At 62.9% G+C, this 12,167-nt stretch carries 11 protein-coding genes; 1 reads left to right on the top strand and 10 read right to left on the bottom strand.

Annotated elements, in window-relative coordinates; all coding sequences use genetic code 11:
• Positions 1-34: 34 nt before the first annotated feature.
• Positions 35-949: a formyltetrahydrofolate deformylase gene (gene purU, locus QFZ30_RS09620; RefSeq protein WP_307075646.1), complete on the bottom strand. Its 915-nt coding sequence runs from the start codon at positions 947-949 to the stop codon at positions 35-37.
• Between the two features lie 121 nt (positions 950-1,070).
• Between purU and QFZ30_RS09615 the strand changes: the two genes are divergently transcribed.
• The gene (locus QFZ30_RS09615; protein ID WP_307075644.1) at positions 1,071-1,751 is read left to right on the top strand and encodes a GntR family transcriptional regulator; all 681 of its coding nucleotides are present in this window, start codon (positions 1,071-1,073) and stop codon (positions 1,749-1,751) included.
• A 366-nt stretch (positions 1,752-2,117) separates the two neighbouring features.
• Here QFZ30_RS09615 and QFZ30_RS09610 read toward each other — a convergent pair whose 3' ends face one another.
• The 9 genes from QFZ30_RS09610 to QFZ30_RS09570 all read right to left on the bottom strand — a co-directional run bounded on the left by QFZ30_RS09610 (position 2,118) and on the right by QFZ30_RS09570 (position 12,156).
• A complete protein-coding gene (locus tag QFZ30_RS09610; RefSeq protein WP_307075642.1) occupies positions 2,118-4,274 on the bottom strand; it encodes an amylo-alpha-1,6-glucosidase in 2,157 nt (718 codons plus the stop codon).
• Between the two features lie 214 nt (positions 4,275-4,488).
• Positions 4,489-5,385, bottom strand: a complete 897-nt coding sequence (locus QFZ30_RS09605) for a dihydrodipicolinate synthase family protein (protein WP_307075639.1) — start codon at positions 5,383-5,385, stop codon at positions 4,489-4,491.
• Positions 5,386-5,521: 136 nt separating this feature from the next.
• Positions 5,522-6,427: an EamA family transporter gene (locus tag QFZ30_RS09600; RefSeq protein ID WP_307075637.1), complete on the bottom strand. Its 906-nt coding sequence runs from the start codon at positions 6,425-6,427 to the stop codon at positions 5,522-5,524.
• A gap of 42 nt (positions 6,428-6,469) precedes the next feature.
• Positions 6,470-7,207, bottom strand: a complete 738-nt coding sequence (locus tag QFZ30_RS09595) for a B3/B4 domain-containing protein (RefSeq protein WP_307075634.1) — start codon at positions 7,205-7,207, stop codon at positions 6,470-6,472.
• Positions 7,200-7,805 (bottom strand): helix-turn-helix domain-containing protein, encoded by a 606-nt coding sequence (locus QFZ30_RS09590; protein WP_307075632.1) that lies wholly within the window; start codon positions 7,803-7,805, stop codon positions 7,200-7,202. The genes QFZ30_RS09595 and QFZ30_RS09590 overlap by 8 nt, the downstream gene beginning before the upstream one ends.
• Before the next feature lie 71 nt (positions 7,806-7,876).
• Positions 7,877-8,956, bottom strand: coding sequence for a LacI family DNA-binding transcriptional regulator (locus tag QFZ30_RS09585; protein WP_307075630.1), 1,080 nt, complete (start codon positions 8,954-8,956; stop codon positions 7,877-7,879).
• A gap of 38 nt (positions 8,957-8,994) precedes the next feature.
• On the bottom strand, positions 8,995-9,900 hold the full coding sequence (locus QFZ30_RS09580; RefSeq protein WP_307075628.1) for a carbohydrate ABC transporter permease: 906 nt from the start codon (positions 9,898-9,900) through the stop codon (positions 8,995-8,997).
• Complete coding sequence (locus QFZ30_RS09575) at positions 9,897-10,778, bottom strand: carbohydrate ABC transporter permease (protein WP_307075627.1); 882 nt, start codon at positions 10,776-10,778, stop codon at positions 9,897-9,899. Before QFZ30_RS09575 ends, QFZ30_RS09580 begins: the two co-directional genes overlap by 4 nt.
• Positions 10,779-10,821: 43 nt before the next feature.
• The gene (locus QFZ30_RS09570) at positions 10,822-12,156 is read right to left on the bottom strand and encodes an ABC transporter substrate-binding protein (protein WP_307075625.1); all 1,335 of its coding nucleotides are present in this window, start codon (positions 12,154-12,156) and stop codon (positions 10,822-10,824) included.
• Between the last annotated feature and the right edge of the window lie 11 nt (positions 12,157-12,167).

The following is a 12,167-nucleotide window of genomic DNA, read 5'->3' as shown; positions in this document are numbered from 1 at the left end:
TCGTGTGTTGTCTCTGCTGGTTTGGTGGTTTTGCTTACCGGAACACGACGGTGCTGGTTTGATCCAGCAGTACTCGGTGTTCGCAGTGCCACCGCACGGCGCGGGACAGTGCCAGTGCTTCCGCGTCTTGGCCAACCGTTGAGAGGGCGATCGGTCCGTAGCTGTGGTCGACCCTGATGACTTCCTGTTCGATGATTGGCCCCTCATCCAGCTCCGCAGTTACGTAGTGGGCCGTGGCGCCCACCAGCTTGACCCCACGGTCGTAGGCCTGGTGGTAAGGGCGTGCACCCTTGAATCCGGGGAGGAAGGAGTGGTGGATGTTGATTGCCCGGCCTTCAAGGGAGCGGCAGAGGTCATCGGACAGGACCTGCATGTACCGGGCGAGCACGACGAGGTCGATGTTGTGCTCGTCCACCACTTCCAGGAGGCGCTGTTCGGCATCTGACTTCGTCTCGGGGGTCACTGGGAGATAGATGAAGGGGAGGCCGGCGGCCTCGGCCATGGCACGGTGGGTTTCGTGATTGGAAACTACCAGGACGATGTCGCCGCCGAGGCTTCCGCCCCGCCAGCGGAAGATCAGGTCGTTCAGGCAGTGGCCGAACTTGGATACCATCACGAGGACGCGTTGCTTGGTCTGGTCATGAAAGCTGAATTTCATGTCGAAGCGGTCAGCGATCGGACGGAATTCTTCCTGGAGCGTGTCCGGGGTGTGGATGGAGGAACCCGAGAATGCGGTGCGCAGATGCAGAGTCTGGCGGAGGCCGTCGTCGAACTGCTGGTGTTCGTCGATGTTGAAGCCACGCTCAAAGAGGAAGGTGGTGACCGCCTGGACGATGCCCGCGCGTTCTACGCACGACAATGTGAGCACGAACTTCTGGGCCTGGTCTTCCATGTGGGCCTCTGACTGAGGCAGCGTGCTGGTAGATGAGTCTGTCGCCATTAAGGTCATGTCTCCTCCTTTAGATATATTCTAAGAATCACGACTGATATATTAGGGTTGGTCTCAGCGTATACTGGTCAATGGGTGAGGTCAATAGCCTTCTTGGCTTGAACGGAAAGGGGTCCACGCTATGGCTGTAGAAGCTTTGGCAATCGCTGATGATGCCGCAAGGAGGTCATTGGCAGACGTGGCCTACGAACGCATCCGGGACCGTCTGCTGATGCTTGACATCAAGCCCGGCGATCTGCTTAATGACGACCTGCTCGCGAAGGACCTTGGCGTTGGGCGGACTCCGGTGCGTGAAGCCTTGAAGCGGCTGGAGCTCGATCGCCTGGTGGTTTCCTACCCGCGGCGAGGCACTTTCGCGACACGCGTGGAGGTCACTGATCTTGCGTTCATTTCCGAAATCCGCACCCAACTTGAGCCCCTTGCCGCTTCCCGGGCCGCGCGGGTGGCCACCGCATCGGCGAGGGAGAGGTTGCGGGATGTTATGCATGCCGTTGAGTCATTCGAAACAAGTGCGGCGTCAGTCGTCGAAACACTGCGGCTGGATGCCCGTGTGCATCAGGGCATCTATGCGGCTGCCGGCAATCCCCACCTCGAAGATGTCCTGATTCGCTACGACAATCTCGCAACGCGAATCTGGTGCATGGTTCTGGATCGTCTTCCAGACCTCTCCCGCCACGTGCATGAGCACGTCGATTTGCTCCGTGCGGTCATTGACGGGGATGAGGCCAAGGCTGCTGAGCTTGCGCGGATCCACGTCAGCGGCTTCGAGCACGCCGTCCGTGAAGCCCTTTTCGCCGCCTAGCCGCCGTGCTGGTGGTGGGTCTATGCCTTGACCGACCCGCCGAGCCTACGCTCCTGCTTGGATCCCGGCGATGATCCTGTGGTCGAGGAAATCGACCTGACTCCTCCTGACGTGGGCGTTCCCTGCGGGGGAAGGGTCGATGAGTCGATCAACCCCTGTAGCGCATCGCGGGTGCTGAGAAGCTCTGCGATTCGCTCGTCATGATCGCGTAGGCGATCAACGAGGGTGGGCAGCGCGCAGGGCTCAAGGTGCCCCGGATCATGAATGCAGTCCAGGAGGTACCAGCTTCACATCGATGCAACGTTTACGCGGCTCCTTCACGACGCGTACGTGGCGGAACCGCCAGTGGCCCCCTGAGATCTGGTGCTAGTCCTCAGTCCTCATTCCCGCCCGTTCCACTAATTCTGTCAGCCAGGGTCGGTGCGCACGGTGGAAAGCTATTCCTTCGGGCAGCCCCTGCACGGAAGGTTCGGAACCGGCAATGTCGATGGTGATCCGTCCTCCAGCCAGCGGCGCGTTGGTGATGTGCAGGTCGCCGTAGGATTCCGGGATTACCGGATCCATCCAGAAGCCGCCACGGGAAATATGGGCGTCGTACCGCATCAGGCTGGTCACCAGCATGATCGGTGTGGTCGCCGCCCACGCCTGCGGGGAGCAGGCCGTCGGATACGGCACGGGCTCTGCGGCTTGGTCCCGGCTGAAGCCGCAGAACAGCTCCGGGAGCCGCCCGTTGCTGTATTCGGCCGCCTCCAGCAGGGCCGTGGAGATCCGTTGCGCCTCCTCCACAAAGCCGTAGCGCAACAGGCCTGCCGCGATGAGCGCATTGTCATGCGGCCAGACGGAACCGTTGTGGTAGCTGGCCGGATTGTAGGCGCCCATGTCGCTGGCGAGGGTCCGCACGCCCCACCCGCTGAACATCTCGGGGGACATGAGCCGTTCGGCCACCAGCGGTGCCTTATCCTCATCGACAATGCCATGCCAGAGGCACTGCCCCATGTTGGATGCACACGCGTCGACCTGCCGCTTCCTGCCGTCCAAGGCGATGGCGTAGTAGCCGCGGTCAGGCATCCAGAACTCTTCGTTGAAGCGCTTTTTCAACTGGGCCGCTTGCTCGGTGAGCTGGGCACCCAAGGACGCGTCTCCGGCGTCGTACGCCATCCATGCGCGGGCCAGATACGCGTCATAGACGTAAGCCTGGACTTCGCAGAGTGCGATCGGTGGTTCAGCCAGTGTCCCGTCCGCGAAGTTGATGCCGTCCCAGGAGTCCTTCCAGCCCTGGTTGATGAGCCCCTGTGGGTTAAGGCGCTCATACTCGACGAACCCGTCACCGTCCTTGTCGCCATAGTCCCGGATCCAGTCCAGAGCCCGGTCGGCGTGGGGCAGAAGGGCGGCGATGGTGTCCTTGGCAAAGCCCCAGCGGCTGACCGATCCCAGCGTCATCACGAACAGCGGCGTGGCGTCGACGCTGCCGTAGTAGGAGGACTTACCGCCCAGGGACAACCCGCCCGAGACACCGAGCCTGACCTCGTGCAGGATCTTGCCCGGTTCCTCCTCGCTCATCGGATCCACCACACTGCCCTGGCGATCAGCGAGCGTCTGCAGCGTTCCAAGGGCCAGCGACGGGTCCACCGGCAGCGCCATTTCCGAGGCAAAGAGCGAGTCCCGGCCGAAGAGGGTCATGAACCAGGGCGCGCCGGCGGCCACGACGATCCGCTCTGGATGGTCGGGGTCCTCGATGCGGAGCGCGCCCAGGTCGTCGTAGCTGCGCCGAAGGGTCTGTTCGATGGAATGGTTGCCCATATGCAGCTTCGGAATCTTGGCCACCCACTCCTGGCGGCGGCGGTCGCGCGGAGACATTTCTCCCGCAGCCGGATGGACGAATGATGCCACCGGTACTCCGCCATTTAGGGTGGGCGCCACGGTCAACAGGGTGCTCCAGTGTCCGTGCGGCGGGACAACCAGCCGGTACGTCACAGCCTCCGGTGTGATATCGGCGCCCTTTGCCCTGACGACGACGCCCTTCCGGACCGCCTGCCAGACGGCGCTGATAGTCAGCGAATCCCCGTCCGGCAGGCGGGATTCTTCCCAGAGCCGCTGGACGCGTGCCTCCTTTACCTCAAAGAGGTCCGCGAAGTCCGATTCGACGCTGAGGGCGATCACGCATTCGGCTGGTTCCGGGGAGTAGTTCCGAAGGGTGACCTCCTCTACGATTCCCGTCCCGACTTCGCGCAGGCGCTCCACGATCAATGGACTGTCCGCGTACCCGTCCGAGCGGGGAACGCGGCCAATAAACAGGGCCCGATAAGGCTCCTTCGTCTCCGCCGTCAGGGGCTCCAGCGGCTGCCCGTTCACGGTCAGGTTCCAGCGTGACAGGATGCGCGTGTCCTCATGGAAAACCCCGTGCGGATGTTCCGGATGGATGTCCCCGTTCGCCAGGGAAATACAGAAGGATGAACCTTCCACCAAGGTGAGAGTCCCCGCCCCTAGCGGCCCGGCGGCCGTGTCGGCGTTCCATCCAGCCATCCCGGCCTCCTTCAACGGCTCATTACCGGGCGGCGCCGTGCGAATCCGAGCCCAACCGTCGATCGCCGCCTTGATCTGTTAGATAGACGCTACGCCTGTACCCCCCTTGAGACTAGGTACGGAGCCTCACCGAAGTGAGGGTAGCGCCCGGAATGATTGCGCTGGCTCTGACATCGGCGCCAGTCTCAAGGGCAGCCATTCGGGTCTGTAAGGGCTACCGGTGGAGGCCGAGTGCATCGATAACCCTGGCAACGCGTTCACGCTGGTCCTCGGTCAAGCCCTGGATGGGAAGCGGCAGGCTGGCCTGGGGTGCCAGTCCCAGGTGTTCTGCTATGGCGGCAACCACCCGGATGCTCCCGCCGAATTCGGTGAAGAGTTCCCACAACGGGGAAAGCCGTTTGGATGCGGCGACGGCGTCCGGGAACCGTCCTTCCCGGGCCGCCCGGGTGATTTCCATGGCAAGGGCCGGCAAGGTGCCGCCCATGACCGAGTACCAGGCATGGCATCCGGCGGCCAAGCCGGCGGCGGCCTTGGCGTCTCCGGACACTCCGATGGTCACGTGCTCGGGGATGGCCGCCCTGATTTCCTGGACCCGTGCTTGTGCCTGCTCCGGGACGGCCGGTACGCCGGGGATCTTGATGGAAGCGATTCCGGGCAGTTCGGCGATGCGTCCGTACAGTTCGGTGGTGAAGGTGAAGTGGGTGGTGCCCGGGTTGTCGTAGACGATGACGGGCAGCGATGACTGCGCTGTGACGGTCCGGAAAAGTTCGAACACATCATCATCTGTAAGGGGCTGATACGTCATCGGTGCGAGCAGAAGACCGGCGGCTCCGGCTTTCTCGGCGTTTTCCGCGTTGGTGAGGACCTGTGAGGTCCGCAACGCACCGATCCCGATGAACACGGGTGTTCCGCCGGCGTGCTCGACTGCCATGCGGGCGACACGCTTTCGCTCCTCGCTGCTGAGGTACGCGTAGGAGCCGGTGGATCCAAGCGCCGTAATGGAGTCGACCTTAGCCTCCGCGAGCCGTTCGATCAGGCGAACGAAAGTTGCCTCAGCTACTGCATCGTTTTCAAGTGGTGTGAGGGGAAAGGCGCTTAAGCCGGTGAACATCGTTCTAACTCCTTTGTTGAATCACGCGTGGAAGCAGTATGCGCGGTGCGGGCCGCGATCGCTGTGCGCGGGCTTGGCGGAGTGGGATACATGGACGCGAGGCGCGGTGCAGGTTGTGCGTCGCCCGGCTGGGCGGTTAGCCAACGAGGTCGAGCTGGGCGGGGCTGCCCATCTGTTCGGTCGACCGCGGCCGGCGTCGGCCACCGCGTTGCGCGGCGGCTCCGGCGAGGACGACGAGCAGGATCCCGAGGACCTGGATGGCCGAGGGCTGCTGGTGCATTATGAGCAGTCCGAGGAGGACGCCGAGGGCCGGTTCGAGGGCCATCAGGGTTCCGAACGCGGTAGGCGTCATCCTGCGCAAGGCGAGCATTTCCAGCGCGAACGGCAGCACGGGCAGAAGAATGGCCAGACCCGCCGCGGCGGCCAGGATCGCAGGGGTGAGGTGGCCGGCGGCCTGCGGTATGCCGACAACCGCTGCCGTCACGGCGGCGATGGGGACAGTGAGTGAGAGTGCTCCGATCCCGGTGAAGCGATCACCGATCCGCTGGGTGAGCAAAATATAGGCGGCCCACCCGATAGCAGCAAGCGCCGTGAACCCTACACCGGTGGGGTCGAATCCGCCCTGCCAGGGCTGGGTGAGAAGAACGACCCCGAGCAGCGCCACGGCTGGCCAGATGAGCGCCCTTCGGCTGTGGCTGCGGATGGCGGCCACCGTCAGCGGGCCGAGGAATTCAATTGCGACGGCGGTTCCGAGCGGGATGTGCTCGATCGCGGCGAGGAACCCGATGGTCACCAGACCGGTAGTTACGCCGAGGCCGAGCAGTGCCGGGACGTCGTGCCAGCGGACAGTGCGCAGCGGCGGGCGGGCTATCGCCAGGAGGATGACCGCTCCCAGGCTGAGTCTCAGCAATGCGGTTCCGGCCGGGCCGACGGCATCAATCAGATCGACCGACAGGGCTGAGCCCAGTTGGACCGACAGCATCGCCGTCACGGCCAGCCCCCACGCGGGGACCCGGGCATTGATGGAGGCGCCTCTGGTCATGGCCGGTACACCCAGCGCGTTTCGAGCGGCTGGTAGGGCATCTCAGTTTCCTTCGTTGAACGAATTGGCGGCTATCAGCCGGCCTGCGATCCTGACGTCGGGACCGAGCCGCGCCAGATGGGCGGTCAGGTCTTCAGTTGCGGCATGAAGTGCCCCGTCAGTCATTGGCTCAAGCGCGTCGATGATGAACAGGGCTGTGGTGGTGTCCGCGCGGAGCTGGGTGCGCCGTCCCTGGCGCCAGCTCCAGCGCCGGCAGGTCACACCGGCATCGTCGCACCAGGCCACCTCGCCAGGTTCCGGGTGCTCGATCACCCCGGCGCCGCCCGCGACAGTGTCGAAAGGCTCCCTGCCGGTGGCCCGGATAAGCCGCGGTGCACCGGTGTAGCCGGTCAGGTCCTCGCCGCCCAGCGGGACCTGGTGCAGAACCGAGATTGCATTGTAAATGTCAGTAAGCCGGTTCACCCGGGGGAGGCCGGACCCCGCACGGCGCAGCAGCGATTCAAGGCTGTTGCGCGTGCGCTGCGGCTTTGCTCCGAACGACTTGTAGGCCTCGCGCCACGACGCCACACGGGGAAGGTCCTCCACCTCCCGGATCTCCAGCGCTTCACGGGCCGAAGTCTCCGCTGCGTGCAACAGCATTTCACTGGCATCGTCGCTTGGGCCCGGGACCAGCCCGTCCACCGCCAGCAGGACGGCACGGTAATCCGGCCGCAGCGAGAACACTGCTGGCTCAACCCGGGCGCCGTCCAGGAATTCCTGAATCATCCCCAGCTCACGCATCAGTTGCCTCCGAGCGGTGTCCCGATCCCACACCAGGCTCAAAGACCGCCAAGGAGAACCTTGCCGGTTCCGTGCCCGGATTGGCGTATGAGTGCCCAACATCACCAGGGAACGAAACAGCATCACCAGACTCGAGGATGAACGACTCGTCGGCCACCACAACCGTGACGGTTCCCTGCTGGACCTGGAGCAGCTCCTTCGTACCCCGCGAATGGGCCTCGCTCACGTGATGGTCCCCAGCACCCAATGTCCAATCCCAGAGCTCAACGACATCCGGCGACTCAGTCCCGGCCACCAGCACACCCAGGCCACCTGACTTAGAGCTCCACAAGGCCGCACCCCCACCATTCCGGGTGACCGTCACAGGCCTGGGCCGAGGCAACTCGACCAACGCCGGCAGTCCAACACCCAGCGCGTCACTGATCCTCAGCAAGGTACCGACGCTGGGATTCGCAGCGCCCTGCTCGACATTGACCACCATCCGGCGGCTCACCCCCGCAGCTTCTGCCAGCTGATCAAGTGTCCAGCCCTTCGACCGCCGCTGCTGCTTGACCCTTCCACCAATCGCCGTTGCCAAAGCCGTTGTAGTTACATCCATAAGTGCATCATACTGCACTTGGAGTGCATTATGCAGTAAGGCTCCATTTCTTCGCAGTCGCCCGGGGCTGACTAGGCGGGGGTCAGTACCCGTACCGACTTTCGTTCCACGGTAGGACAGTGGATTTTTGCCGGGCCACTGGCCGGCGGTTCTTCAAGGCCGAGCAGCATCCTTACTCCGGCTGCGCCCAGTTCGTAGTGGGGGAGGGACACGGTGGAAAGTGGGGGCCGGAGGTGGGCGGCTATGACTTCTTGGTTGTCGAATCCCACCACTGCTAAGTCGTCAGGGATGGAGAGGCCGTGCTCTCGCAGCCCGTCGTATAGCCCCATCGCCATTCGGTCGTTGTAGCAATACACGGCTGTGACCTCGCGCTTGAGGAGTGCCTCGGTCGCTCCGTACCCGCCTTCCTGGTCCGGATAGGCTTCAAGGACAAGGCTCTCGTCGAAGGGGATGCCTTCCGCTTCCAGCGCTTCCTTGTAGCCCTGGAGTCGTCCATCCTTCGCCGGGGCGGGGAGGGTGGCGTTGATGAAGGCGATCCGGCGGTGGCCGTGCTTCAGCAGGATCTCTGTGGCTGAACGGCCGCCTTGTATTTCGTCTGGGACGACAGCCCGGGTGCCCGCTTCCTCAGAAAAGCAGTTGACGAGGACAAAGTCCGACTCCCGGAGGGAGGCCGGCAGGTCGGTGGCTCGGTGGAACCAGGTCGAGTAGAGGATGCCGCGGACCTTGTATTCAAGCATCATGGCAATGGCGTCCGTCTCCAGCTCATGGTTGCCTTCGGTGTTGGCGATGAGAAGGGCGTAGCCATGCTTCCAGGCCTCATCCTGGGCGCCGTGGATGATCTGGCCGGCGAACGGGGTGGTGGCGATGGCGTCGGCGACGAGGCCGATGAACCGGGAACTCCCGCTGACCAGTGTTTGCGCCATGGCATTTGGCCGGTAGCCCAGATCCCGGATCGCGTCCCGGACCCGCTTGCGGGTCTCGTCGGAAATCCGGGCAGCCTTTTTCTTGTTGACGACCAGAGAGACGGTGGCTGTGGAGACGCCCGCGGCCTCGGCTACTTGACGCAGGGTGACGGGTTGGGCGCGCTGGCTCTGTTGCAAGGGGGCAGCCGCACCCGATGGCGTGCCCGGACTGTTCTCCTGCGAAATCATGTGCCCTCCTCCAGGAGTATATCGGCCTGTTGGTGCTGTCATCCCTTGGTCGCCCCGCTCCCCAGGCCTTGGATCATTGCCTTGTTGAGCACCAGGAAGACCAGCAGCAGGGGCGTGATGGTGACGCAGACGGCGGCGAACGTGGCTGTCCAGTCGGTCTTGCCCATGGCGCCGATGTAGTTCTGCAGGCCCAGCGGGATGGTCTTCAGTTCCTCCGAGAGGACGAAGGTATTGGCGAAAATGAAGTCGTTCCAGATGAAGATGCTGTTAACGAGCACCACCGTCACGACAGTATTTACCGAGAGGGGGAGAGTGATCAGTCCGAAGATGCGGTAGGGCCCTGCTCCGTCAAGAGAGGCGGCTTCGTAGGTTTCCCGGGGGATGTACTCAAAGAACGAGGAGAACAGGTAGATCGACATCGGAAGGGCGAAGCCGGCCAGCGGGATGATCATCGACGGGTAGGTATCAAGCAGGTTGATGGTCGAGTAGTCGATGAAGAGCGGTACGAGCGCGATTTGCACAGGCACGATGATGCCGATCAGGAAAAGGCTGCGGACGAACTTGCTGTAGCGGAAGCCGAGGACCTGTAGAGCGTAGGCGGCCATCATGCCCAGGAGCACAATCAGGAGGTTGGCGCCCATCGTCACGATGAAACTGTTGAGGATGTTCATTCCGAGGTTGCCCGTCTCGAAGGCGCGGGCGTAGTTGTCGAAAGTGATCGCCTTGGGGAGTGCGAAAGGGTCGCCGGTCGCGAAGTCGTGTTCCGTGCGCAGGCTGGTGATGAAAAGCCAGGCCAGTGGGTAGACCTGAACGATGACGATGAGGGCAATGATTACCCTAGACAGTGTGCTGTGGAGGTTGGGCTTGCGCCTCCTGCGGAACGGAGGCGGGCTATCTGACTGGGCTGCAATGGGCCTTGTAGCCGGAGCTGTTTGCGCGATCATGCGTCCGCCTTTCGTTTGAGCATGAAGAGGATGAGTCCTACGGCGACCAAGCACTCGACGACGATGAAGACGGCGATGGTACTGGCGTATCCGAAGTCGGTGCTCGTGAATGCCGTCTTGTACATGTAGGTGGTCAGCAGCTCCGAGGACTGTCCGGGGCCGCCGTTCGTCATGAGGTACGGGATGTCGAATCCGCGCAGGCCATAGGTTGTTGCCATGATCGTGGTGGTGATCCAGACGGGCATGATGTGGGGGAAGCGGATCTTGGTGAACAGCTGCCACCGCGAGGCGCCGTCGAGGCGGGCGGCTTCCTCCAGTTCCTGCGGGACAGACAGCAACGCCGCATAGATGATGAGCATATAAAGGCCGGTGAACCGCCACCCTTCGGGGGCCGATACTGCGACGAGGACGCTGTTGATGTCCGAGAGCCAGGGGCGTTCAAGGGCGCCGAGGCCGATCCAGTGCAGGAGCTGGTTGAGAAGGCCCACCGGCTCGATCGAGTAGATGCGGACGAAGAGGAAGGCGATGGCCACCGTGGAGATCACCGCTGGCAGGAGGTAGAGGGTTTTAATCAGCTCGCGGCCGCGTCGCATGGAGGTAAGGAGGCTGGCGACGAGCAGGGCGCCGCCGAGCTGCAGAACCAGGCAGATGGCGAGATAGCCGACGGCGTTGAAGAAGGAGCGCCAGAAGATATCGTCTCCGGTAAGCATCCGTACGTAGTTGGCGAGCCCCACGAACTCCATGTCGCTGATGCCGTTCCACGAAAAGAAGCTGAGGAATAGCGACTGCATGATGGGGAACAGGACTGCGACGCCGTAAAGCAGCAGGGGTGGGAGCAGGAAGACCAGGATAGAGAGTCGTGACCTGTTGGGGAGCATGGCTAGGCCTTTCGGGTGGGGGCCGCAGCCCCCACCGCTGTGATTACTTGAAGAACTTCGGGGCGTTCTGTGCGATGGTGCTGTCCATGGTCCTGGTGAACTGTTCGGGCGTGATGTTGCCCTGAACGAGGAGCACCAGCTCCTGCTGCAGCCTGCCGTTGGTTGTCGGATCGAGCTGGGTGTCCCACGGCATGGCCTGTTTGCCGCCGAGGTCCTTGGCCTTCTCCAGGGCCTTCTTGTACAAGGGCGTGGCGTTGGCCGGTACGGTCGTCTCTACGTTTGTAGTGGGCGAAAGCGCACCAGTGGCCGCGTATTCGGCTGGGTACTTCGTCAGGGCGAACTTCAGGAAGTCGCTCACGAGCGGGTCGTACGTCTTGGAGTTGACGGCCATTCCAATGCCGGACGGGGAGACGAACTCGTTGGCCGCCGTGACGGATCCTTCAGTCGTCGGCAGGGTGAAGAAGTCGATGTCATCACGCACCGCAGGATTCAGCTTGTCAGTTGCCAGGCTTGGCAGCTCCCAGGTGCCGATGTTGTACATCGCTGCCTGGCCGGCTGTGAACTGGTTCTGGGCGTCGGAGTAGCCCTGTGAGGAGAATCCGTCCTGGAAGCACTTGGCCTTGCCAAGCGAAGCCAGCCATTCGACAGTCTTCTGGCCTGCGGGGTCAGAGAACTTCGCTTCGCCCTTTTTGAGCTTTTGAACGAAATCCGGCCCGGCTTCACGGAACGGCTGGTAGGCGACGTACCGCTCCAGCGGCCATTGGTCCTGCCCGTCAATGGCGATGGGGGTGATGCCGGCACTGCGCAGGGCGGTGCACATGGCCGGGATGTCATCGAGGGACTTCGGGACGGAAACGCCCGCCTTCTGCAGCAGGGCCTTGTTGTACCAGATGAACTCCAGCTCGAATTGGAACGGAATCATGTTCAGCGACCCGTCGTCGAAGCGCTGGTAGTCCAGTGCAGCGGGCCGGTAGTCGTCGTAGACGTCCAAGGACTTGAGCAGCTTTTCGGCATCCACCATTCTTCCTTGTTTGGCCAGTTGCTGGGCAAAGGGTGTTGCGTCGGTATCAAAGAGTTCGGGCAGCTTGTTCGCGGCGGCGAGGGTCTCAAGCTTCTGTATGTAAGAGGGCCTGTCCGGGGTGGTGATCAGGTTGAGCGAGAAACCCGGGTGGTCCTTGGCGTAGTCGTCCGCGATCTTCTTCATGATGTTGATGACGGCCCCGTCGGCCGGCCGGGACAGCAGCCACGAAATTTCACGGGGCTTGATCTCCCCGGTGGGGCTGACGTTGGAAGGGTCACTCGCTGCTCCGCCGCCGCATCCGGCGAGAGCGAGGGCTGCGGCCGTAACCACAGCGGCGGTTCGGAATATCTTCTTCATGGGACAATCTC

This window comes from Arthrobacter pascens (genome assembly GCF_030815585.1).
Classification (GTDB): domain Bacteria; phylum Actinomycetota; class Actinomycetes; order Actinomycetales; family Micrococcaceae; genus Arthrobacter; species Arthrobacter pascens_A.
The sequence above is the reverse complement of the archived record's forward strand: the minus strand, read 5'-3'. Positions and strand labels throughout refer to the sequence as shown.

Coding starts and splice junctions, on each gene's coding strand:
- purU (WP_307075646.1), bottom strand. CDS start 949: ATGACCTTAATGGCGACAGACTCATCTACCAGCACGCTGCCTCAGTCA.
- QFZ30_RS09615 (WP_307075644.1), top strand. CDS start 1,071: ATGGCTGTAGAAGCTTTGGCAATCGCTGATGATGCCGCAAGGAGGTCA.
- QFZ30_RS09610 (WP_307075642.1), bottom strand. CDS start 4,274: ATGGCTGGATGGAACGCCGACACGGCCGCCGGGCCGCTAGGGGCGGGG.
- QFZ30_RS09605 (WP_307075639.1), bottom strand. CDS start 5,385: ATGTTCACCGGCTTAAGCGCCTTTCCCCTCACACCACTTGAAAACGAT.
- QFZ30_RS09600 (WP_307075637.1), bottom strand. CDS start 6,427: ATGACCAGAGGCGCCTCCATCAATGCCCGGGTCCCCGCGTGGGGGCTG.
- QFZ30_RS09595 (WP_307075634.1), bottom strand. CDS start 7,207: ATGCGTGAGCTGGGGATGATTCAGGAATTCCTGGACGGCGCCCGGGTT.
- QFZ30_RS09590 (WP_307075632.1), bottom strand. CDS start 7,805: ATGGATGTAACTACAACGGCTTTGGCAACGGCGATTGGTGGAAGGGTC.
- QFZ30_RS09585 (WP_307075630.1), bottom strand. CDS start 8,956: ATGATTTCGCAGGAGAACAGTCCGGGCACGCCATCGGGTGCGGCTGCC.
- QFZ30_RS09580 (WP_307075628.1), bottom strand. CDS start 9,900: ATGATCGCGCAAACAGCTCCGGCTACAAGGCCCATTGCAGCCCAGTCA.
- QFZ30_RS09575 (WP_307075627.1), bottom strand. CDS start 10,778: ATGCTCCCCAACAGGTCACGACTCTCTATCCTGGTCTTCCTGCTCCCA.
- QFZ30_RS09570 (WP_307075625.1), bottom strand. CDS start 12,156: ATGAAGAAGATATTCCGAACCGCCGCTGTGGTTACGGCCGCAGCCCTC.